The sequence below is a fragment of the Janthinobacterium sp. BHSEK genome (genome assembly GCF_056174685.1).
In genome coordinates, this window is the sequence record NZ_JBWBYV010000059.1 from 120409 (window position 1) to 142960 (window position 22552).

General features: G+C 65.8%; 21 protein-coding genes. 9 read left to right on the forward strand and 12 right to left on the reverse strand.

The genetic code is table 11. The annotated features are described in order from the left end of the window. Positions 1-5 precede the first annotated feature (5 nt). Positions 6-2759, reverse strand: coding sequence for a phosphoenolpyruvate carboxylase (gene ppc / locus AC0V2Y_RS20510; protein WP_475414959.1), 2754 nt, complete (start codon positions 2757-2759; stop codon positions 6-8). Between the two features lie 343 nt (positions 2760-3102). Here ppc and AC0V2Y_RS20515 point away from each other — a divergent pair, with 343 nt between their 5' ends. Continuing rightward, on the forward strand, positions 3103-3558 hold the full coding sequence (locus AC0V2Y_RS20515) for an RrF2 family transcriptional regulator (protein ID WP_475414958.1): 456 nt from the start codon (positions 3103-3105) through the stop codon (positions 3556-3558). A 75-nt stretch (positions 3559-3633) separates the two neighbouring features. Here the strand turns inward: AC0V2Y_RS20515 and AC0V2Y_RS20520 are convergent, their stop codons facing one another. From AC0V2Y_RS20520 to AC0V2Y_RS20535, 4 genes are all read right to left on the reverse strand, one after another. Beyond that, complete coding sequence (locus tag AC0V2Y_RS20520) at positions 3634-5316, reverse strand: cation acetate symporter (RefSeq protein ID WP_475414957.1); 1683 nt, start codon at positions 5314-5316, stop codon at positions 3634-3636. Continuing rightward, positions 5313-5621, reverse strand: a complete 309-nt coding sequence (locus tag AC0V2Y_RS20525; RefSeq protein WP_086139238.1) for a DUF485 domain-containing protein — start codon at positions 5619-5621, stop codon at positions 5313-5315. The genes AC0V2Y_RS20520 and AC0V2Y_RS20525 overlap by 4 nt, the downstream gene beginning before the upstream one ends. A gap of 129 nt (positions 5622-5750) precedes the next feature. Next, positions 5751-6932: an NO-inducible flavohemoprotein gene (gene hmpA / locus AC0V2Y_RS20530; RefSeq protein WP_475414956.1), complete on the reverse strand. Its 1182-nt coding sequence runs from the start codon at positions 6930-6932 to the stop codon at positions 5751-5753. A 31-nt stretch (positions 6933-6963) separates the two neighbouring features. Continuing rightward, positions 6964-7377, reverse strand: coding sequence for a hemerythrin domain-containing protein (locus tag AC0V2Y_RS20535; RefSeq protein WP_475414955.1), 414 nt, complete (start codon positions 7375-7377; stop codon positions 6964-6966). Positions 7378-7616: 239 nt separating this feature from the next. Between AC0V2Y_RS20535 and AC0V2Y_RS20540 the strand changes: the two genes are divergently transcribed. The 7 genes from AC0V2Y_RS20540 (at position 7617) to AC0V2Y_RS20570 (ending at position 14953) form a co-directional block, all read left to right on the forward strand. Next, positions 7617-8495 carry an STAS domain-containing protein gene (locus AC0V2Y_RS20540; protein WP_475414954.1) on the forward strand — a complete coding sequence of 293 codons (879 nt, stop codon included), beginning with the start codon at positions 7617-7619 and terminating at the stop codon, positions 8493-8495. Positions 8496-8502: 7 nt separating this feature from the next. After that, complete coding sequence (locus tag AC0V2Y_RS20545) at positions 8503-8859, forward strand: STAS domain-containing protein (RefSeq protein ID WP_475414953.1); 357 nt, start codon at positions 8503-8505, stop codon at positions 8857-8859. 10 nt (positions 8860-8869) lie between these two features. Continuing rightward, on the forward strand, positions 8870-9307 hold the full coding sequence (locus AC0V2Y_RS20550) for an ATP-binding protein (protein WP_475414952.1): 438 nt from the start codon (positions 8870-8872) through the stop codon (positions 9305-9307). Beyond that, entirely contained in the window at positions 9304-10389 is a 1086-nt protein-coding gene (locus AC0V2Y_RS20555; protein ID WP_475414951.1) for an ATP-binding SpoIIE family protein phosphatase, read from the forward strand. The genes AC0V2Y_RS20550 and AC0V2Y_RS20555 overlap by 4 nt, the downstream gene beginning before the upstream one ends. Then, a complete protein-coding gene (locus AC0V2Y_RS20560; protein ID WP_475414950.1) occupies positions 10386-12209 on the forward strand; it encodes an ATP-binding protein in 1824 nt (607 codons plus the stop codon). Before AC0V2Y_RS20555 ends, AC0V2Y_RS20560 begins: the two co-directional genes overlap by 4 nt. Beyond that, a complete protein-coding gene (locus AC0V2Y_RS20565; RefSeq protein ID WP_475414949.1) occupies positions 12196-13713 on the forward strand; it encodes an ATP-binding response regulator in 1518 nt (505 codons plus the stop codon). The genes AC0V2Y_RS20560 and AC0V2Y_RS20565 overlap by 14 nt, the downstream gene beginning before the upstream one ends. A 118-nt stretch (positions 13714-13831) precedes the next feature. Beyond that, entirely contained in the window at positions 13832-14953 is a 1122-nt protein-coding gene (locus AC0V2Y_RS20570; RefSeq protein ID WP_475414948.1) for a metallophosphoesterase, read from the forward strand. 3 nt (positions 14954-14956) lie between these two features. Here the strand turns inward: AC0V2Y_RS20570 and AC0V2Y_RS20575 are convergent, their stop codons facing one another. Both AC0V2Y_RS20575 and AC0V2Y_RS20580 read right to left on the reverse strand, forming a co-directional pair. Next, a complete protein-coding gene (locus AC0V2Y_RS20575; RefSeq protein ID WP_475414947.1) occupies positions 14957-15709 on the reverse strand; it encodes a DUF4303 domain-containing protein in 753 nt (250 codons plus the stop codon). A gap of 16 nt (positions 15710-15725) precedes the next feature. Continuing rightward, positions 15726-16649 carry a LysR family transcriptional regulator gene (locus AC0V2Y_RS20580; RefSeq protein WP_475414946.1) on the reverse strand — a complete coding sequence of 308 codons (924 nt, stop codon included), beginning with the start codon at positions 16647-16649 and terminating at the stop codon, positions 15726-15728. A gap of 123 nt (positions 16650-16772) precedes the next feature. Between AC0V2Y_RS20580 and AC0V2Y_RS20585 the strand changes: the two genes are divergently transcribed. Beyond that, positions 16773-17534, forward strand: coding sequence for an SDR family oxidoreductase (locus AC0V2Y_RS20585; RefSeq protein WP_475414945.1), 762 nt, complete (start codon positions 16773-16775; stop codon positions 17532-17534). Here the strand turns inward: AC0V2Y_RS20585 and AC0V2Y_RS20590 are convergent. The 5 genes from AC0V2Y_RS20590 to AC0V2Y_RS20610 form a co-directional block, all read right to left on the reverse strand. Next, complete coding sequence (locus tag AC0V2Y_RS20590; RefSeq protein ID WP_475414944.1) at positions 17462-18451, reverse strand: NAD(P)/FAD-dependent oxidoreductase; 990 nt, start codon at positions 18449-18451, stop codon at positions 17462-17464. The two genes, AC0V2Y_RS20585 and AC0V2Y_RS20590, sit on opposite strands and share 73 nt — an antisense overlap. After that, positions 18438-18890 (reverse strand): RrF2 family transcriptional regulator, encoded by a 453-nt coding sequence (locus tag AC0V2Y_RS20595; protein ID WP_475414943.1) that lies wholly within the window; start codon positions 18888-18890, stop codon positions 18438-18440. Before AC0V2Y_RS20595 ends, AC0V2Y_RS20590 begins: the two co-directional genes overlap by 14 nt. 110 nt (positions 18891-19000) lie before the next feature. Beyond that, positions 19001-20401, reverse strand: coding sequence for a c-type cytochrome (locus tag AC0V2Y_RS20600; protein WP_475414942.1), 1401 nt, complete (start codon positions 20399-20401; stop codon positions 19001-19003). Continuing rightward, the gene (locus AC0V2Y_RS20605) at positions 20398-22008 is read right to left on the reverse strand and encodes a GMC family oxidoreductase (RefSeq protein ID WP_475414941.1); all 1611 of its coding nucleotides are present in this window, start codon (positions 22006-22008) and stop codon (positions 20398-20400) included. The genes AC0V2Y_RS20600 and AC0V2Y_RS20605 overlap by 4 nt, the downstream gene beginning before the upstream one ends. 9 nt (positions 22009-22017) lie before the next feature. Next, positions 22018-22542 (reverse strand): sugar dehydrogenase complex small subunit, encoded by a 525-nt coding sequence (locus AC0V2Y_RS20610; RefSeq protein WP_475414940.1) that lies wholly within the window; start codon positions 22540-22542, stop codon positions 22018-22020. Between the last annotated feature and the right edge of the window lie 10 nt (positions 22543-22552).

Genomic DNA, 22552 nt, shown 5'->3' on the forward strand with positions numbered 1-22552 from the left:
ATCAATTAACCGCTATTGCGAAGTCCTGCGGCGATGCCGTTGATCGACAAATGAATGCCCGTGCGCGCCGCCGCATCCTGCTTGCCCTCGCGGAAGCGTTTCAACAGCTCCACCTGCACGTGGTTGAGCGGATCGATGTACGGGAAACGGTTGCGTATCGAGCGCTGCATCAGCGGATTGGCTTGCTGCAACTCTTCCTGGCCCGTGATCAGCTTCAAGGCGGCCAAGGTGGCTGCGTATTCGGCGCGGATGCGCGTAAAGATGGCGTCGCGCAAGGCCTTGTCCTTGACGAGTTCCGCATACTTGCCGGCGATGGCGATGTCGCTCTTGGCCAGGACCATATCCATGTTCGACAGCAAGGACGTGAAGAAGGGCCAATCCGTGTACATGCCGCGCAGCACGTCGGCCCCATCGGCGGGATGGGCGGCCAAGTAGGCTTGCACGGCGGAACCGAAACCGAACCAGCCCGGCAGCATCAAGCGGCATTGGGCCCAGCTCAACACCCAGGGAATGGCGCGCAGATCCTCGATCGAGGTCGATTTCTTGCGCGAAGCGGGACGGCTGCCGATATTCAGGGCGGCAATTTCCGCGATCACCGTCGATTCCCAGAAGTACTGTTCGAAGCCGTCCGTGCCGTAGACGAGGTCGCGGTAGGCGTTCAGGGCCGTGCCGGACAGTTCTTCCATGGCGGCCAAATGGCCCGCGCCGGCCGAAGCCTTCGGCTGCAGCTGCGCCTGCGGCAGCAGGGTCGACTGGATGGTGGCGGCCACCAGCACTTCCAGGTTGCGGCGCCCTACTTCCGGGTTCGCATACTTGGCCGTGATGACTTCGCCCTGCTCCGTCAGGCGGATCTGGCCCTGCACGGCGCCCGCCGGCTGGGCCAGGATGGCTTCATAGCTGGGTCCGCCGCCGCGGCCCACGGAACCGCCCCGGCCGTGGAACAATCGCAGCTTGATCCGGTATTCCTTGAACACGGTCACCAGCTCGATCTCGGCCTTGTAGAGTTCCCAGCCGGAGGTCAGAAAGCCGCCGTCCTTGTTGCTGTCGGAATAACCGAGCATGACTTCCTGCTGGTCCGCGCGCGACGCGAGCAAGCCACGGTAGAACGGCAAGCCGAAGGCGCGCGCCATGATGGCGGGGCCGGCGCGCAAATCGTCGATCGTTTCGAACAGGGGAATGATGTTGACGTCCACTTCGCGGCGGTCCTGGCGCAGCAGACCCACTTCCTTCAGCAACAAGGCCACTTCCAGCAAGTCCGACACGCTGGCCGCCTTGGAGATGATGCAGTTCGGCACCGATTCCTTGCCGTATTTGACGTGGGCTGCGCGCACGGCGCGGAAGATGTCGAGTTCGGACGTCGTTTCTTCCGAGTACTGTGCATACGGCGACGCCAGCAGGCGCGGCGATTCCAGCTCGGCCAGCAGCAAGCTGATGCGCTGCTCCTCATCGAGGTCCAGGTAGACCAGGCCCGGCTGGGCGCCGGCGAACAGTTCGCCCACGACGCGCTCGTGCACGTCGGAATTCTGGCGCAAGTCCAGCGGCGCCAACGAAAAGCCGAAGACCTTGACGGCGCGGCGCAGCTGGCGCAGCCGGCCCCGCGCCAGCGCGCGCAAGCCATTGCTGACGAGCGAATGCTGGACCACGTCCAGGTCGGCCAGCAGCTCGGCCGCTGCCGCGTAAGGCTGCACGCCGTCGGCTTGCTTGCCCTTGCCAGAAAGTACGACGCGCGTCGCGTCCAGGCGCGCGTGGATGCCGTGCAGGGCGCGGCGGTACGGTTCGTCGACCCGGTGCGGCGAGGCATCGGCCGAGCGCTCGGCCAGCGCGCGTAGCGGCTCGCTGCAGGCGTTCAGGATTTGCGCCAGCGACAGTTGCGAAGCGAGCTTGCGCAATTCGCCGAGGTAAAAATCGAGCACCTTGTCGGCCTGCGTCTGCAGGGTGCTGCGCAGGATGTCGGCCGTGACGAACGGATTGCCGTCGCGGTCGCCGCCGATCCAGCTGCCTACTTTCATGAAATTGGGCAATTCCGCATCTTCCCAGCGGGCATCGCGCTGGGCCAGCATCGTTTCCAGCGAGGAATACAATTTCGGCAGTTCGCGCAGAATCGTGTGGTCGTAGAACGACAGGCCATTGGCCACTTCATCCATGACGGACAGCTTGCTCGTGCGCAACAAACGCGTTTGCCACAGGGTGACGATGCCGCGGCCCAGAGCTTCTTCGTTCTGCTCCGCCTCTTCCGGCGTCATTTGCACGCGGTCGCGCTCGCTCAACAGGCGCGCGATGGCCATCTGGCAATTCTGGATGCTCTTGCGCTGCACTTCCGTCGGATGGGCCGTGAACACGGGGCTGACAAACGCATCTTCAAAGAAAGTTTCCAGCGCATCGGCCTTGCCCGCGTCAAACACATTGCCGACGGCATGGCTGAGACTGCCCTGGCGCGGCGGCGAACCGGCGATCAAGTGGGCGCGCGTGCGGCGGATGTGGTGCTGGTCTTCCGCAATGTTGGCCAGCAGCGAGAAATAGCTGAAAGCGCGCGTCAATTGCGTGGTTTCTTCCTGCGACAGCGCTTGCAGCGCATCGGACAGCTGCGCGCGCGCTGCTTCATCATTGTCGCGGCGGAAACGGATGGCCAACTGGCGCACATGTTCGATGCGCTCGAAGGCGGGGTCGCCCAGATGGTTGCGGATGGCGTCGCCCAGCAGACGGCCCAGCTGGCGGATATCGCTGCTCAGCAGCTCGTCTTTCACTTCATTCATTTGCATGGTATTCATTTCCTGGGGCGGCCACGGCGGCACCGCACAGATTGCGTAGTACGCGCTCCCCGGCCCGGGAAACGCCCATCATCCGATTTTTGTAGTAAATTTACCTTATTGCTTCACCATCCTCTTGATTTTCATCAATAAAATCCATGACCAAAGGGCTCAGCAGGGGCTTGCGAGCTGTTTGCCATGGCAACAATATGAAAATTTACTACGCATTTAGGCGAAAGGCAATCAACTTTTGTCTTTCGAGGCTGAAAAGTGACGGCGCAACACACAGGGCCCGCGCTCTCCTGTATGCTGCGGATGAAACAAGGATGTAATCCACATCTTATGAACGATGCCCATGCGACTGACTGCCTATACCGACTACACCCTGCGCACCCTGATGTACCTGGGCGTGCACCGCGACCGCCTCGTCACCATCCAGGACATCGCCGACCTGCATGCGATTTCGAAAAACCACCTGATGAAGGTGGTGCACCAGCTGGGCCTGTCGGGCATCGTGGAAACCGTGCGTGGACGCAACGGCGGCCTGCGCCTGGCGCGCGACCCGGCCGAGATCAATATCGGCACGGTGGTACGCGAGACGGAAAGCGATTTCTTCATGGCCGAGTGCTTCAACAAGGAAAACAATACCTGCCCGCTGACGCCCGATTGCCTGCTGAAAGCCAAGCTGGGCCAGGCCACGGCCGCCTTCCTGGCCGTGCTCGACACGGTGACCCTGGCATCGATACTCGAAGCGGCGCCGGGCGCACCCGCGCTGGCGGCGGGCGTGATTCCCCTGCGCGTGGCCAAGTAAGGGTCAAGTAAGCGCGCCAAAAACAACAATGCCCGGCGAACCGGGCATTGTTTGCTGCAGTAATTACCTACAACATCAATGTGCGCTGGCGCCTGCCGCGCCGATGCCCGTTTCCGAACGCATTTGCTGCGCTTCATAGCCTGCACGGTCGATGCGCGCGCGCGGGCTCTTGTCGAGCACCGAGAACAGCCAGATGCCGACGAAGCCCGCCGTCATCGAGAACAGCGCCGGCGAAGCGTACGGGAACAACGCTTCGCCATGACCGAGCACGTCGACCCACACGGACTTCGACACCACCGTCAGCGCCACGGCCGTGGTCAAGCCCAGGAAACCGCCGATGGTGGCGCCCCGCGTGGTGCAGTCTTTCCACAGCACCGACATGAACAGCACGGGGAAGTTGGCCGAGGCGGCAATGGCGAAGGCCAGCGAGACCATGAAGGCGATATTCTGCTTCTCGAACGCAATACCCAGCACCACGGCGATGATGCCCAGCACGATGGTCGTCACGCGCGACACCTTCAACTCGTTGGCGCCCGTGGCCTTGCCCTTCTTGATGACGGTGGCATACAGGTCGTGCGACACGGCCGACGCGCCCGACAGGGTCAAACCGGCCACGACGGCCAGGATGGTGGCGAACGCGACCGCCGACATGAAGCCGAGGAAGACGTTGCCGCCCACGGCCTTGGCCAGGTGCACGGCCGCCATGTTGTTACCGCCTAACAATTTACCGGCAGCGTCCTTGAACTCGGGATTGGTGCTCACCAGCACGATGGCGCCAAAGCCGATGATGAAGGTCAGAATGTAGAAATAGGCGATCCAGGTGGTGGCCCAGAACACGGACTTGCGCGCTTCCTTGGCGCTCGGCACCGTGAAGAAACGCATCAGGATGTGCGGCAGGCCGGCCGTGCCGAACATCAGCGCCATGCCGAACGAGATGGCCGAGATCGGGTCCTTGATGAAGGAACCGGGGCCCATGATGGCTTCCTTGGTGGCATGCACGTCCACCGACTTGGCGAACAGCGCTTCCGGGCTGAAGTTGAACTGCGCCAGCACGGCCACGGCCATGAAGGTGGCGCCGCCCAGCAGCATCACTGCCTTGATGATCTGCACCCAGGTGGTGGCCGTCATGCCGCCGAACAGCACGTAGATCATCATCAAGGTACCGACCAGGACGACGGCGATCCAGTATTCGAGGCCGAACAGCAGCTTGATCAGCTGGCCCGCGCCCACCATCTGCGCGATCAGGTAAAACGCCACGACGACGAGAGTGCCGGAGGCCGAGAAAATGCGGATCGGCGCCTGCTTGAAGCGGTAGGCGGCCACGTCGGCAAAGGTGTAGCGGCCCAGGTTGCGCAGGCGCTCGGCCATCAAAAAGGTGATGACGGGCCAGCCGACGAGAAAGCCGATGGCGTAGATCAGGCCGTCATAACCGTTCAAAAAGACGGCGGCGGAAATGCCAAGAAACGATGCGGCCGACATATAGTCGCCCGCGATGGCCAGGCCATTCTGGAAGCCCGTGATGCCGCCGCCGGCCGTGTAGAAATCGGAGGCCGACTTGGTCTTCTTGGCCGCCCACTTGGTGACGAACAGGGTGAAGATGACGAAGACGGCGAACATGATGATGGCCGTCCAGTTGGTGGGCTGCTTGACCGCCTGGCCCAGGTCGGCGCCGGCCGCGAACGCGGCATTGCTGGCACCCAGCAAGGCCAGCGCGCTCAGGCTGGCCACGCCGCGCAGCGCATGCTTGGCGGCGCTCATGCCTGCACCCGTGCCTGGATCGCGCTGGTCAGGTCGTCGAATTGCTTGTTGGCGCGGCGCACGTAGATACCCGTGATGACCACGGTAAACACGATGACGAACAGGCCGATCGGCATGCCCCATGTCATCACGCCCGCGCCCGTTTTGGCGGCAAGAAATTCCTTGTCGAAAGCGATGAGCAGGATGTAGCCGTAATACACCAGCATCATCAGGCCCGTCAGAGCCCAGCCGAAGCGCGAGCGCACCTTGACCAGCTGATGGTAGCTGGGATCGCGCTTGATTTGTTGCACCAGATCGTCATGCATGTGTTGCCTCCGTTATATGTAAAAACCTGCTCTTTTATTGTCGAGCTTGCATTCACGATACGGTGCGAGGCTTACCCGCCCCTTACGGCGGCGTTTTTTTCTCGCCGGAGCAACACCAGGCCGACAAGGTCAGTTCAGCGCGGCAGCCGGTCCGAAGAATTCATGGTGCGTCTGCCGTTCCGGCACGCCCAGTTCGCGCAGGTATCGCTTGACGGCCCGCATGAACGGCTGCGGCCCCAGGAAATAGGCATCGACGTCGCGCGATTCAGGCAGCCAGTGACCGAGCCGCTCTTTATCCAGCAAGCCGACGGCGTCCGGGGCGTCTTGCTCACCTGCATGTTCCGCGTAGCAGTAATAGCGCTGCAGCTGCGGGTGCCGCGCGGCCAGTGCGTCGATCTGCGCGCGGAACGCATGCACGCCGTGGTGGCGCGCCGCGTGGATGAAATGCACGGGACGCTTGCCGCGCAGGGCCGCCGTCAGCATGGCCAGGGTCGGCGTGATGCCCACGCCGCCGCTGATCAGCACCAGCGGCTTGTCGCTCTCGGTCAGCACGAAGTCGCCCGAGGGCGGCGTCAGCTGCACGGTATCGCCCGCCTGCACGTGGTCATGGAAGAAATTCGACACCTTGCCGCCCTCTTCGCGCTTGACGCTGATGCGGTAGGTCTGTCCATTGCTGGCGGCCGACAAGGAGTACTGGCGGCGCATGGGCACGCCGTCGACCGTGACCAGCACGCCGATGTACTGGCCTGGCGCAAAGTCGAGCACAGGCTGGCCGTCGGCGGGCGCCAGCAGGAAGGACGTGATCTCGCCGCTTTCCACCGTCTTGCCGCGCACGGTGAAGTCGCGCGCGCCGCTCCAGCCGCCCGGTGCGGCCACTTGCGCCTTGTAGATGCGCCCTTCCTCGCCGGCCAGGATGTCGGCCAGCTGGCCGTAGGCCGCGCCCCAGGCGCCGATGACGGCGTCGCTGGCGACCTCTTCGCCCAGCACTTCGCGGATCGCCTGCAGCAGGCTGCCACCCACCAGCGGATAGTGCTCGGCGCGGATCTGCAGGGCCACGTGCTTGTTGACGATGGTGGCCACCAGGTCGCCCAGCGCTTCCAGCTGGTCGATATGCTTGGCGTACATCAGCACGCCATTGGCCAGCGCGCGCTGCTGGTCGCCGCTGTGCTGGTGCGCCTGGTTAAAGTACGGCAGCACCTCGGGATGGTCGCGGAACAGATTCTTGTAGAAATGGCGCGTCAGCGCTTCGCCGCCCTGCTCGAGGATGGGGACGGTGGCCGTGATGATGGCGCGTTGTTCTGGGGTCAGCATGTAAAACTCCTGTATCTATTAGTAAGCGGTTTCAGGCCAGTGTTTCAACGGCCGGGTATAACTCGTGGTCTTCGCGGCGCATGCGCTGGAACAGCGCGTGCAGCACGGTATTGGCTTCGCTGCGGAAGGCTTCCGGCTCGGCGGCCAGGCGCACGGGCGTATTCCAGCGGCCGGCGAAATCGAGGTAGGCGCCGGCGATGCCGTGCATCTCGTGTTCGTACCGGCGGCCCAGCTGGGCCACCCTGGCCACGCCGGACGCCTGCGCGGCCGGATACAGGTAGCGCTGCTCGACGGCCAGGTGCAGCTTGATCAAGCCGCTCATGGCGACGATCTGTTCGGCGATGGCCTGCGCCTGCGCGGCGACACCGCCGCGCGCCAGCCGGCGCAAGTCATCGATGGCGGCCAGGATGGCCAGGTGCTGCTGTTTGAATTTGTCGATATTCATGGCGTGATTCTCTTGTTGAGTGCTGCCAGTGTAGCGGAATCCGCTTAAACATGCAAACCATATACATCTTTAATGGTCCAGGTGAAGACGTCAATGTTTCCGGCAGGAATGTGCATCGACATGCGCCACTATGTGCGGCACAGAACACAAGCCACGGCCATGTCTGCCTATAATTTATTCATCTCAGCGCGGGCCCGTTTGCGGCCGTGCCGCACCCTCCACTCCAGCGAAGGATCAGTATGAACATCAAGACGGGCATGGGCCAGGCGCAGCAACTGGCCGGCATCATCAACGAGCACCACACGGAACTGCTGGACGGCTGGATGGCCGGCCTGATCGCCCGCCTGGTGCGGCGCGACAAGATCGCCGAAAACGAGCTGCGCCAGCAGGCATCGCAATTTTTGCCGCTGCTGGCGGGCGCGCTGGAAAGCGGCGACTCGTTCGACATCGAAGGCGGCGCCTGGGACGACACGCGCCAGCTGCTCGCCGAAATATCGCAGTCGCGCGTGCGCCAGGGCTATTCGCCGATCGACACGGCCAGCTTCATGTTCGCCCTCAAGGAACCGCTGTTCGCCTACCTGCGCAAGGCAATCACGGCGCAGCCGGAGCAACTGGGCGACGCCATCGTCAGCACCAGCAAATTGTTCGACGAGCTGGGCCTGCTGACCATCGCCATCTACCAGAAGGCGCGCGAACAGGTGATCTTGCGCCAGCAGCAGGAATTGCTGGAACTGTCCACGCCCGTGGTGCAGCTGTGGCAAAACGTGCTGGCCCTGCCCCTGATCGGCACCCTCGACAGCGCCCGCACGCAAGTGGTGATGGAAAGCCTGCTGCAAAAGATCGTCGACACGGGCGCCCTGATCGCCATCATCGACATCACGGGCGTGCCCACCGTCGACACGCTGGTGGCGCAGCACCTGCTGAAGACCATCGCCGCGGCGCGCCTGATGGGCGCCGACTGCATCATCAGCGGCATCCGCCCGCAGATCGCGCAAACCATCGTGCACCTGGGCGTCAACCTGGAAGACGTGATGACCAAGGCCACCCTGGCCGACGCCTTCGTCGTGGCCCTGAAGCGCACGGGTTCCAGCATCACCTACCAGCAGCAACAACACTGAGGCGCCTATGGAAAGAATCCCCATTTTACGCATGGGCCGGCTGCTGCTGGTGACGATCCAGGTGGACATGCATGACCGCCTGGCGATGACCCTGCAGGACGACCTGACCTCCCGCATCGTGACGGACCGCGCCACGGGCGTGCTGATCGACATTTCCGCGCTCGACATCGTCGACTCCTTCATCGGCCGCATGATCAGCAACACGGCGGCGATGGCGAAAATCCTCGGCGCCCGCACCGTCGTCGTCGGCATGCAGCCGGCCGTCGCCATCACATTGGTGGAACTGGGGCTGACCCTGGAAGGGGTGAGCACGGCGCTCAACGTGGAGCGGGGCATCAAGCTGCTGGAACGGAGCGGCGCATGACGGGGGTGCCGTGCTAGGCGCGCAGGCACAGGAGTGGGCGCAGGCCGGTGTGCAGCAGATCCTGCCCCTGCACAGTGACGAAGACGTCGTGCGCTTGCGCAAGCAGGTGCGCGACAGCATGGTCGCCATGGGTTTTGGCCTGATCGAACAGACCAAGATCATCACGGCGGCCAGCGAACTGGCGCGCAACACCCTGCGCTACGGCGGCGGCGGCGAAGCGCGCATCGCCCGCGTCTGCGATGGCGCGCGCCAGGGACTGGAACTGCGCTTTGTCGACGCGGGACCGGGCATCGACGATATACCCCTGGCGCTGACCGATGGCTACACCAGCGGCGGCGGACTGGGACTGGGGCTGGGCGGCGCCAAGCGCCTGGCCGACGCATTTCACATCGACACGGCGCCCGGCGCGGGCACCACCGTCACCATCGCGAAATGGAAGCTGTTTTGAACCACCAGGAACCACAGCCTGACATTCTCAGGCAAAGAAGTTTTCCCATCGGCGAACCGAGCGAGATCGCCGCGGCCCGCCGCGCCGGCAACGAACTGGCGCGCCGCATCGGCTTCGACGACGTGCGCACGGGCCAGCTGGCCATCATCATCAGCGAAGCGGCCACCAACATCGTCAAGCATGCGCAGCGCGGCGAGATCCTGCTGCGCAAGGTGCTGCGCGGCGGCACCAGCGGCATCGAGGTGCTGGCCATCGACAACGGTCCCGGCATGTCCAACGTGCGCCAGCACATGCAGGACGGCCATTCCACCACGGGCACCTACGGCGTGGGACTGGGCGCGATACGCCGCCTGGGCCAGGAATTCGACCTGCACACGGCGCCCGGCAAGGGCACGGTGCTGATGGTCGTGGTCTGGGGCCAGCATGCCAGCAGCGCCATCCCCGCCCACCCGAACTGGCGCATCGGCGCCGTGTGCCTGCCGCTGGCCTCGGAACAGGTGTGCGGCGACGCCTGGAACGTCGTGTGCGAAGGCCATGAACTGAGCCTGATGGTGGCCGATGGCCTGGGCCACGGCCCGCTGGCGGCGCGCGCGTCGGAACGCGCCAGCGCCCTGCTGGAACACGACACGCCCGGTTTGCCGCCCCTGCCCGCCCCCTTCATCGAACTGGCCCACGGCGCGCTGCGCACCACGCGCGGCGCGGCGCTGGCCGTGGCGCACATCGACAGCGCGCGCCGCGAACTGCGCTATGCCGGCGTGGGCAACATCGCCGCCTGCGCCTTCGACACGCAGCAGCGCCGGCATCTGCTGTCGCATAACGGCATCGTCGGCAGCAATCTGCGCAAGGTGCAGGAATTCTGCTATCCCTGGCAGCTGGGCACGACCCTGATCATGCACTCGGACGGCCTGCACACGCGCTGGGACCTGGAACAGTATCCTGGCCTGGCGCAATGCCACCCCAGCCTCATCGCCGCCGTGCTGTACCGCGATTTTTCGCGCGGGCGCGACGACGTCACGGTGGTGGTGCTGCGCGAACATGAGGAACATCAAGCTGTAACGGCAGAAGGGACAGGTGCGGCATGACGCAACGCATATTGACGGCCCATATCGGCAGCGAACTCGATGTGGTGGGGGCGCGCCAGCGCGCGCGGCAGATCGCCGCCCTGTGCGGTTTCGGCGTGCAGGACCAGGTGCGCATCGCCACGGCCGTGTCGGAGCTGGCGCGCAACGTCTACAACTACGCGGGCAGCGGCAAGGTGCATTTCGCCATCGATGGCCAGACGGCGCCGCAGGTGCTCAGCATCCGCATCGAGGACCAGGGCCCCGGCATCGCGCAGCTGGACCGGATACTGGCCGGCACCTACCGCTCGCCCACGGGCATGGGCCTGGGCATCCTGGGCGCGCAGCGCCTGATGGACCGCTGCCATATCCACAGCGCGCCCGGCGACGGCACGCAGATCACGCTGCACAAGCTGTTCCCGCGCGACGCGCCCCTGCTCGACGGGCAAAGCATCGGCACCCTGTCCGGCAGCCTGCAGGCGCTGCCATCGGATATCACGCTGTCCGAGGTGCAGCAGCAGAACCGCGAACTCATGAGCACCCTGGCCGAATTGAAGACGCGGCAGGAAGACCTGCTGCAGCTGACGCGCGAGCTGGAAGACACCAACCGGGGCGTGGTGGCGCTGTTCGCGGAACTCGATGAAAAAGCCGACCACCTGCGCCGCGCCGACCAGATGAAATCGCGCTTCCTGTCAAACATGAGCCATGAATTCCGCACGCCGCTCAGCTCCATCCGCGCCCTGTCCAAGCTGCTGCTCGACCGCATCGACGGCGAGCTGTCGGAGGAACAGGAAAAGCAGGTGCTGTTCATCCTGCAAAGCGCCGTCAGCCTGAGCGACCTGGTAAACGACTTGCTGGACCTGGCCAAGATCGAGGCGGGCAAGGTCGACGTGCATGCCAACAGCTTCCAGGTGGCCGACCTGTTCAGCGCCCTGCGCGGCATGCTGCGCCCGCTGCTGGTGTCCGATACGCTCACGCTCACCTTCATCGATCCCGATCCGGCGCTGCAGATCCATACGGATGAAGGCAAGCTGTCGCAAATCCTGCGCAACTTCATCTCCAACGCCCTCAAGTTCACCGAGGCCGGGGCCATCGTCGTCAGCGCCACGCCCTTGCCGGAGCAGGACGCCATCCGCTTTTCCGTCTCCGACACGGGCCTGGGCATCGATGCCGAAGACGTGCAGCTGATCTTCGAGGAATTCAGCCAGGTGGAAAACCACATGCAGCGCAAGGTCAAGGGCACGGGCCTGGGCCTGCCCCTGTGCCGCAACCTGGCCACCCTGCTCAATGGCACGGTGTCCGTGGACAGCACGCCAGGCCACGGTTCGCTGTTTTCCGTCGTCCTGCCCGCCAGCTACCATGCGCCCGAGGGCAGCCTGCCGCCGAGCGCGCCCGCCAACGACAATGGCAACGACCAGCGCATCGGCGTGCTGGTGGTGGAAGACAATCCGCCCGTGCGCCTGCTGTATGAAAAATTCTTGGCCGGCAGCGAATTTCGCGTCGTCCCCGCGCGCAGCGTGCGCGAGGCGCAGGAACGTTGGGAACAGCAGCGCCCCGCCGCCGTCATCCTCGACATCCTGCTGCACGGCGAAACGGCCTGGCACTGGCTGGCCGAACTGAAAAACGACCCGCTGCGGCGCCAGGTGCCCGTCATCGTCGCCACCGAGATCGACGACGTGCGCAAGGGCCTGGCCCTGGGCGCCGACGCCTATTACGTCAAGCCGCTGTCGCGCCAGCAATTGCTGGCGACCCTGCGCGCGCTGATCGGCAACCAACACCACCGGCAAGAGCCGGTTCCGCCGCAAGGCACAACCACATGGGACAATGCGCATGCTACCGGATAACAACAGCGATGCTCTGATCCTGAACGTCGATGACAGCGATGGCGCACGCTACGCCAAGTCGCGCATCCTCAAACGCGCCGGCTTCAAGGTCATCGAAGCCTTGAACGGCGGCGACGCGCTGCTGCGCGCCCGCCAGGACCGCCCGAACCTGATCCTGCTCGACGTCAAGCTGCCCGACATCAACGGCCTGGAAGTGTGCCGCCAACTGAAGGGCGGCGCCGAGACGAACACCATTCTGGTGCTGCAGACGTCGGCATCGTGCATCGGCACGGCCGACAAGATCCGCGCCCTCGATGGCGGCGCCGACAATTACCTGGTCGAGCCGATCGAGGCCGATGAACTGATCGCCAACGTCAAGGCGCTGCTGCGCCTGGGCCGGGTCGAGCGCGCGCTGCGCGACGTGGACCGCCGCAAGGATGAATTCCTGGCCACCCTGGCCCACGAATTGCGCAATCCGCTGGGCCCCATCCGCACGGCGCTGGCCCTGTTGTGCAAGCTCGATCCCGTCGTGCCGGCCGTGCAGGACAATGCGCGCCGCACCATCGGCCGCCACACGGACCACCTGGTGCGCCTGGTGGACGACCTGCTCGACGTGTCGCGCATTTCGCAGGGCAAGATCTCGCTGCAGTGGGAAAGCGTGAGCCTGCCCAGCGTCATCCGCAGCGCGCTGGAAACGAGTTCGCACAGCATCGAGGCGCGCGGCCATGCGCTCGACGTGCATCTGCCCAAGGAAGAACTGTGGGTCTGCGGCGACGCCGTGCGCCTGTCGCAGATCGTCGCCAACCTGCTGCTCAACGCGGCCAAGTTCACGGCGCCGGGCGGACGCATCGCGATTTCCGCCGCGCGCGAAGACGACAATGTGCGCATCCGCCTGAGCGACAACGGCATCGGCATCGCCGCCGCCAGCATCGACAGCATCTTCGGCCTGTTCGAGCAGAGCGGCCATTCGCCCGACCGGGTGCAGGACGGCCTGGGCATCGGCCTGTCGCTGGTGCGCACCCTGGTGACCTTGCACGGCGGCCAGGTCAGCGTGCACAGCCCCGGCGTGGGGCTGGGCAGCACCTTCGAAGTGATCCTGCCCCTCGACGCCAACGTGCCAGTGCCGGCCGCCGCGCCGGCACCCGAGGCGGCCAGCGGCGGCAGCCAGCGCATCCTCGTCGTCGACGACAACTGCGATGCGGCCGACACCCTGGCCGAGCTGCTGGAAATGTACGGCCACACGGTGCGCACGGCCTACACGGGCGCGCAGGCGACCGAGCGCACGCTGGAATTCAAGCCCGACATCGTCTTTCTCGACATCGGCCTGCCCGACATGAGCGGCTACGACGTGGCCGGCAAACTGCGTCAGCTGCCGATACCGCAGCAATTCCAGCTCGTGGCGCTGACCGGCTATGGCCAGGAACACGACCGCCAGGCGGCCCTGCAGGCCGGATTCAACGAACACTTCGCCAAGCCTGTCGATTTCGGCAAGCTGGCAATGCTGGGGCTGCATATCACGCCATGAGCGCAGCATGAGCGGGGTGGCCGGCTGCCTGTTGCCGGGGCGTCGGCTATAATCGGCGGCCGGCGATGGCGCCGCATCGCATCCGCCGCGCCGGGCGCCCCACCATTGGAACCATCACATGAAAACCCGCACGCCGCTGCTGCGCATCACCATGATACTGGGCGCCCTGCATGCCCTGCTGGGCTGGCTGCTGCTGCCAGTGCTGCCCGTCGGCCTGGCCGGCTGGCTGCTGGGCGGGCTGCTCCTGCTGGCGTCGACCATGCTCATGCCGATGACCATCTTCGCCCGCGCCGTCACCAACGATGCGCGCCTGGCCGACCGTTTGAGCTGGGCCGGCTCGCTGTGCATGGGCTTTTTTTCCTCGCTGTTCGTGCTCACCGTGCTGCGCGAACTGCTGATGCTGGTTCCCGCCGCCCGCCCGCATGCGCAGGCCTCGGCCGTGGCGGCGCTCGCCCTGGCGCTGCTGGCCACCGTCCTTGGCTTCGTCAACGCCCGCCGTGTGGCGCGCGTGCGCGAAGTGACGGTGCCGATTACCGGCCTGCCGGCCGCCCTGCAGGGTTACAGCATCGTGCAATTGAGCGACATCCACGTGGGTGCCACCATCAAGCGCGCCTACGTGGACGCCATCGTCGCGCGCGCCAACGGCCTGCAGGCGGACCTCATCGCCATCACGGGCGACGTGGTCGACGGCACGGTGGCGCAACTGGGCAGCCATACGGCGCCGCTGGGCGGGCTGCGCGCGCGCCACGGCGTCTTCCTCGTCACGGGTAACCACGAATACTATTCGGGCACCGCGCCGTGGGTGGCGGAATTCCGCCGCCTGGGCTTGCGCGTGCTGATGAACGAACATGCTGTGCTCGAACACGACGGCGCGCGCCTGGCGCTGGCCGGCGTCACCGATTTCAATGCCGGCGCCTTCGATCCGGATCAACGCAGCGACCCGCAGGGCGCCATCGCCGGCGCGCCGGCCGATATCCCCCGCATCCTGCTGGCGCACCAGCCGCGCAGCGCGCCCGAGGCGGAAGCGGCCGGCTACGACCTGCAATTGTCGGGCCACACGCACGGGGGACAATTCTGGCCATGGAATCTGTTCGTGCCGCTGCAGCAGCCTTACGTGGCGGGCCTGCACCGGCAAGGCCGCCTGTGGATTTATGTCAGCCGCGGTACCGGTTACTGGGGTCCGCCCAAGCGCATCGGCGCGCCGGCGGAGATTACGTTGTTGCGGCTTGTGGCGGCGTAGAACCTAGTCGGCCCAGCTGGCCATCCACGCCTCGTAACGCGCCACCACCGCCGCCGGATTCAAACTCGCCAGCGCGCCTTCCACCGGCTCGCTGTCGCTGACCTCGAACAGCAGCACGGCTTGATCGCGCCGCGCGCCCCTGCCGAAACAGCCTTCGGCGTCGAGCTGCGCCAGCGCCGCGATGCAGGCATCGAACACGCCGCTGCGGAAGGTGTTGAAATCAACGTCGAACGGCAAGTCGCGGTGCGCCTGCAGCAGCAAGCGGTAGGCGCTGTCGAAATACGCGCCGCCTTCGTCAAACGCCCATTCGGCCGGGTTCCACAGCATCTCTTCGCCGTATTCCGAGGCGGCCAGCGCTTCGCGGCTGTTCGCCATGGGGCCGATGGTCATGACGCTGTCGTCGCTCACCAGCGCGAAGGCGTCGATGTGCTGCTCGGGATGCGCACGGCGCACGGCATCGACAGCCAGGCGCGCGGCGTGCGCCACCAGGGTTTGCAGCTGCGCGAAATCGAATACGGCCGGATCGATGAGGCTCGTGCGCGCCAGCGCGTAGCCATCGGCCAGCGCCGCCTGGCACCGAGCGGCGTACGCGGCATGCGCCTCGGCTTCGCTGGCGTAGTCCTTGCGCGTCTCCTCGCCCCACGTCATGGCCGCGCCGGCGGCCGTCCACACGGTCGTGCCAAAGACGCGCGCTTCCCGGAAACGGGCCGGCTGATCGCCGTCAAAGCTGTAAAACAGGCTGTAACTGCTATGCATGGGAATTCTCTATCGGTTAATCGGGCCGCATCTGCGCGGCGAAATCGCGCTGGCGGAACTGCTCCAGCAAAAAGTCGACGAAGACGCGCGTCTTTGCGGGCAGCAGCTTCTTGCTCGCATAGTACACGGACAGGGGGCCGGAATCGGCATGCCAGCCGGGCAGCAGGCGGATCAACGCGCCGCTGCGCAAGTGGGGCAGCGCGTGCGGCATGGGCAGCAGCGCCACGCCGACGCCCATGATGGCTGCCTGTGCCATCGCGTCCGGGTCGTCGAAGATGGCGCGCGGCCGGCATTCGGCCACGCCTTCGCCGCCCGAGCCGTCGCGCAGTATCCAGCTGCGCAATCTGCCGCTGCCGGCCGAGCGGCGCGCCACGCCGTCGAGTTGCGCCAGATCCGAAGGATGGGCGGGCATGCGTTTCCCTCGCATGAAGGCAGGCGACGCCGTGGCGACGACGAGGGCGTGGCCCAGTTCACGGGCCACCACGCCGGGCGTCAGCTCGATGCCGCCGCCGATGGCCACATCAAAGCCCTCGCCGATCAAGTCCACTTGCCGGTTGTCGAAATGGCAGTCGGGGATGACGCCCGGATAGCGCCCGATGAACTCGCCCAGCAAGGGCACCACGTAGCTGCGCCCGAACGACGGCGCCATGCTGATTTTCAGTATACCGGCCGGCTGGCCGCCCTCTTCCGCCACGCCGGCGATCGCCTCGCGCAAGGTGGACAGGGCGCCTTTGACCTGCAGCAGGAAGCGCTCGCCCCCTTCCGTCAGGGTCAGGCGGCGCGTGCTGCGCTGGAACAGCCGCAATCCCAGGCTCGCTTCCAGCCGCGCCACGTTCTTGCTGACGGCCGCCGGCGTCAGCCCCAGGCGGCGCGCGGCCGCCGAAAAGCTGCCCAGTTCGGCGGACAGCACAAACGATTGCAAATGATTGAGGGCGTCCATGCGCCTATTCTACCCGCTCATTTGATATTTATAGTTGAAAGTGATTGTAGCGATTCATGGCTAGCGCGGCAGGAATGAAACATAGATACTGAATTCCTCGACTCCTCACACAGAAAGCCCATCATGCAAACCCAAAGCAACCATACCCAGTCACTGCTGAACAAGATCGCCTTTGTGACGGGCGGCTCGCGCGGCATCGGCGCGGCCATCGTGCGCCGCCTGGCCAGCCAGGGCGCCAATGTCGTCTTCACGTATCAAAGCTCGGCCGCCGAAGCGCAGGCGCTCGCGGCCAAGGTGGAAGCGGCCGGCGGCAAGGCGCTGGGCGTGCAGGCCGATGCGGCCGACGCCGCGGCCCTGACGGCGGCCATCGCCAAGGTGGCGGCGCAGTTTGGCCGTATCGATATCCTCGTCAACAACGCGGGCGTGTTCCTGCCCGGCGCCATCGATGATTTTTCGCTGGCGGACTTCGACAAGACGATTGCCGTCAACGTGCGCGCCGTGTTCGTGGCCATCAAGGCCGCCGTGGCGCACATGCCAACGGGCGGGCGCATCATCAACATCGGCAGCACGAATGCGCACCGCATGCCGTTCGGCGGCGCGGCCGCCTACGCGATGAGCAAATCGGCGCTGAGCGGCCTGACGCAAGGCCTGTCGCGCGACCTGGGACCGCGCGGCATCACCATCAACAACGTGGAACCGGGCCCCGTCGCCACCGACATGAACCCGCCCACAGGCGACTTCGCCGACCTGATGCACGGCCTGATGGCACTGCCCCGCCACGGCACGGCCGATGAAATCGCCGGCATGGTGGCTTACCTGGCCAGCGACGAAGCGGCCTTCGTCACGGGCGCGGGGCTGAAGATCGACGGTGGTTTTGCCGCCTGATCCAGCCCGAACATCAGCGAGCGGTGCGCCGCCACGCCCGCCATGGCGCCGTCGGCCACCGCGAACGCCACGCTGCCGGCCATCCGTCCCGCGTCGCCGCAGCAAAAGACGCCGGGCACGCTGCTGGCTTTTTGCTCGTCGGTGCGCACGAACGGGCCCATGGCACCCTCTTCCAGCGCGCAGCCCAGCTCCACAGCCAGGGCGCTGGCCAGGCGGGTGCGGGTGGCCACGAACAGGCCGGCCATCGCATGGCGGCTGCCGTCGGCCATGACCACGTCCGCCACGCCGTCGATCCGCGCCACGGGCGTGCGCAGCACCGTCACGCCGCGCGCGGCCAGTTGCGCCAGCTGCGCCGCATCGGGCTCGAACGCGCCATTCAGGAAGAAGGTGACCGTGCCCCAGTCGGGCAGCATCAGCGCATGGTGCATCGACAGGGGACCGGTGGCCAGCACGCCGATGGCGCCCTGCTGCAGTTCATAGCCGTGGCAATAGGGGCAGTGGAAGACGCTGCCGCCCCAGCGCTGGGACAAGCCATCGACGGGCGGCAGTTCATCGATCACGCCGGTGGCCAGCACCAGGCGGCGGCCGTGAGCGACATTGCCGTCCGCCAGGGTCACGTCGAAGCCATCGCCATCGGGACTGGCCGCCGCCTGCACGGCCGTGCCGTCCAGCCAGGTGACGGTGGCATACGCCAGCAGCTGCGCCTTGCCCTGGGCGGCGATGGCGGCCGTCCCGCTGCCGTCTTGAGTCAGGAAACCGTGGGAATGGCTGGCGTAGCGGTTGCGGCGCTGGCCGCCGTCGATCACCAGCACGCGGCGGCGGGCGCGCGCCAGTTGCGTGGCGGCGGACAGGCCGGCGTAACTGCCGCCGACGATGATGGCGTCGAACGGAATGCCGGGCGATTCAGGAATGGGCATGGGGTGCTCCTCGGTGCAAAGTGGTTTGTTGGCTGAAACGTTCGGCCAGGTCGGCCAGGGTGACGGCGCCGAAGCGCCGGATCAGCAGCGCCTCGGCTTCATCGAAGGCGCCGGCCAGCGACTGGTTGACCACCTGCTCCACCAGGCAGCCCGGTTGGTCGACGCGGTTGCCCATGGCGAAGATGGTGGGCGAACCGACGGCCACGTAGATGTCTTGCAGGGTCACGCGGTGCAGATCGCAGACGATGCGCCAGCCGCCGCCATGGCCCTTGACCGAGGCCACGTAGCCGCGTTCGCGCAAGCCGGCCATCACGCGCCGCACCAGCACGGGGTTGGTGTCCAGGCAGCCGGAGAGTTCCCCGGACGTCATCGGGCGTCCCGCGTGGGCCATGTGCAGCAGCACATGGAGGATCGATGATAGTTTGCTGTCGCGTCTCATGTAACTCATCATAGTACATAAGATCCACATATGCAAACCAGTTGCAATTTTGGGGCAAAAAAAAGGCCAGACTTTCCAGTCTGGCCCCGGCCTTTGCTGCGGTTGGACGCTTACGCCGCCTTGCGACGCCGTCCCCGCCACCACAGCAGCAAGGCCAGCAGCACCAGCACGCCGACGATGATGCCGGCGCGGGCCAGGCCGATCAGGTTCGACGGTGCGCCGCCGTTGCGCAGGGTCGTCACCTGCTGCGCCGTCACCTTGACGTCAGGATTGCCGTACATCTTCTGCACGTAATTGCCGAGGGTGACGATCTGCTCGTCCGACAGGGTCTGGCGGAAGGCGGGCATCAGGTGTCCCGCAGTATGATTACCCTTGCCATCCTGCCGCTCCACCCCATCGAGGATCGCCATCACCAGGTTGTTGCTGTTGCTGCGGCCCGTCACCGAGTTGTGGAACAGCGGCGGCAGGCTGCCGTCGAAACTGCCCTCGCCCCTGGCCTGGTGGCAGCTGGCGCACTGCGCATCGTACAGCTGCGCGCCCGACATCCTGTTCAGGTTTTGCGGCAGCGGCACGCCGCGGATCGCATTGAGCTCATCGCCCGCCTGGCCCCATTGCGTCACCGGTTTCGTATCCGCCTTGTCGCGGATGGCGGGCACGCTCTTGATGTAGTGCGCGATGGCGTCCAAATCCGCGTCGCTCAGGTGCCTCAGGCTATGGTCGATGGCTTCGGCCATCGGTCCGGCAGCCTGCCCCCGGTGCGCGGCGCGGCCCGTGCGCAGGTAATCGACCAGGTCTTGCTGGCTCCAGCTGCCGATGCCGCTGTTGGCGTCCGAGGTGATGTTCGGCGCAAACCAGGTACCCAGATCAAAGCCGCCCAGCTGTTTCGACAGCTGCTCGGCCATCAGCGCGTTGCGCGGCGTGTGGCAGGTGCTGCAGTGGGCCAGCCCTTGCGCCAGGTAGGCGCCGCGGTTCCACTCCATGCTCTTGGCCGCATCGGCCACGAACGGCTTCTTGTCGAGGAAGAGCCAATTCCAGCCCGCCATCGTCAGGCGGATGTTGAACGGGAACGGCAAGTCCGTCTGCTTTGCCGGCGCCGTGTCCACCGCCGCCACGCCATGCATGAAGTAGGCGTACAGGGCGGCCGTGTCGTCATCCGTCACCTTGGCGTAGGCCGTGTAGGGCATGGCCGGGTACAGGTGCGCGCCGTCGGCCCGCATGCCATGGCGCACGGCGTCGGAAAACTGCTTGAGCGTGTAGTTGCCGATGCCGTGCGTTGTCGAGGGCGTGATGTTGGTGGCGACAATGGCCCCCAGCGGCGTGGCCAGGGACAGGCCGCCCGCCATCGGCTTGCCGCCAGGGACGCTGTGGCAGGCGATGCAGTCGCCCGCCGTCGCCAGGTAGCGGCCACGTTCGATGGCCTGCACGTCGGCGCCAGGGGCGTTCGCCGCCAGCACGGGCAAGGCCAGTGCCAGCAAGGCGGCGCCGGCCGCCATTCTGAAGGTCGCCATCATGCCGTTCCTCCCTGCTGTTCGTCGAGGATATGTTTGACGGTGCGCAGCGCCACGGCCAGGCCGTTTTCCGTCGAATTGCAGGTGCCGGACGTGGGCAGCACGCCGGTGCTGCACAGGAACAGGTTGGCATGATCAAACGTGCGGCCCCACTGGTCGCACACGGCCTTGGCCGGATCGGAACCCATCGACAGGGTGCCGCAGATGTGCTGGTTGTTGGCGAACACGCCTTCCTTGCTGTGGCGCAGATTGGTGCCGCCCATCAGCCTGGCGATCTGCTCGAAATCCTGCTTCGAGCGCTCGTGGCCCCGTTTCGTGTACTCGTCGATCGCATAATGCGCCTGCGGCTTGGGGATGCCCATGGCATCCTTCTCGCTGCTGAGGGCAATGCGGTTTTCCGGGTTCGGCAGCACTTCCAGCACGTTTTTCAGGCTCATTTCGCGCGCCGAGCGGAAACGCAGCTGCTGTTCGAATTCGGCGCCAAACACGCCCTTGCCGATCAACTCCCTGGTCGCGCCATCAACGCGCGAGATGTTCGTGAAATCCAGGCGGTACGGCGAGTGTTCGCTGCGGAAGTCGCCGTCGCGCATGGTGTTGATGGAATTGGGACTTTGCGGACCCCGGCCCAGCCACAGGTCTTCATCGGCGTCGAAGGTGATCGAGGTGCTCGGGTGGTCCATCAGGTTGCGGCCCACCATGTCGCTGCTGTTGGCCAGGCCGTTCGGGTACTTGTCCGTGGCGGAAACGAGCAGCAAACGGGGGCTTTCGATGCCGTTGGCGGCCAGAATGAAGGTCCTGGCCGTGACCCGGTGACTTTTTTTATCCACGTCGTAGTACAGGGCGGCCGTGATGCGGCCCTGCGCGTCGTGTTCCAGCTTGTAGACATTGGCGTTGCAGACGATCCTGACGCCCGCGTCTTCCGCCTGCTGCGCGGCGATGCCGCCGTGGTATTGCGCGTCGATGGGGCAGATCGGCTGGCAGCTGTTGTTGCCGCAGCAGGCCGGACGGCCATCGTAGCTGACGCTGTTGCGCGCCACCGTATTGCCGACCACCTTGAATGACGGGTCGAGGCGCTCGCGGATGCGGCGCATGGCGTACGGCTCCGTCACGGAGTCCATCGGGAATGGCTGCCTGCGCGGCGAACCCGTGTTCTCCGCACCCGAGACGCCCATGATCTCTTCCGCTTCCTGGTAGAACGGCTCCAGGTCTTCATAGCTGATGGGCCAGTCGACGCCCACGCCATACAAGGTGTGGATGCGGAAATCGTTCGGCACGTTGCGCCACGCCTGCGCGGCCCAATGCCACGAGGTGCCGCCAAACTGGCGGATGTATTCGGCCGGATACGGATACGGCCCCGCCTGCACCAGGTAGCCGTTATCCTTCGGCTGGTAGATCGGGTGCGGCGCCGTGGCCACGGACGGATACGGCGACATCCAGTCGCTGCGGCGCGTCGTGTTGCGGAAACGGGCGACGATTTCGCCGCGCGAGACGCGCGGACCCGCTTCCAGGATCAGCACCGAGGCGCCCGCCAGCGCCAGCTTGCGCGCGGCCAAAGAGCCTATGATGCCGGAGCCGATGACGAGGTAATCGGCGGAGAGTGCTTCAGCCATGATGGCTCCTTAAATGGGTTTTCTGGCCCAGCTGCCGTAGGCGCCGTAGGAATACGTGGGAGGCTTGAGGACGTCGGCCACGACGGCCGCGTTCAGCGCCTGCTCGTAGGCGACGCAGACGGCCGCTTCGCCCGTGCCGACGATGCCCAGGTACCAGGCGCTGGCGATCTGGCGCGGCAGGGCCGCCAGCGGCGACTGGGCCGGGTCGAGCGCATCGAGCGCTTCCTGCAGGCCGGCCGCCTGCAAGCCCTGCGCATTGATCAGAGCCAGCAGCGCGCGCACATTCGCGGGGAAGGCGGCGTCCTGCGCCACCAGCGCCTCGTACAGGCGCCTGGCCAGCACGGGATCGAGCACCTGGCGCCCGACCAGCATGGCCGACACGCCGAGGAAGGCGCCCTGCTCCGCACTGGCGACCGGCTCGGCCAGCGCCCAGGGGATCAGCGCCGCGGCCGAAGCCGACAGCAAGCCGGCCAGCACCATGCGGCGGCCGGGATTCAGGGGGCCGCGGCCCTCCTTGTTGTGTGTAGCGTCCAATTGAAGCTCC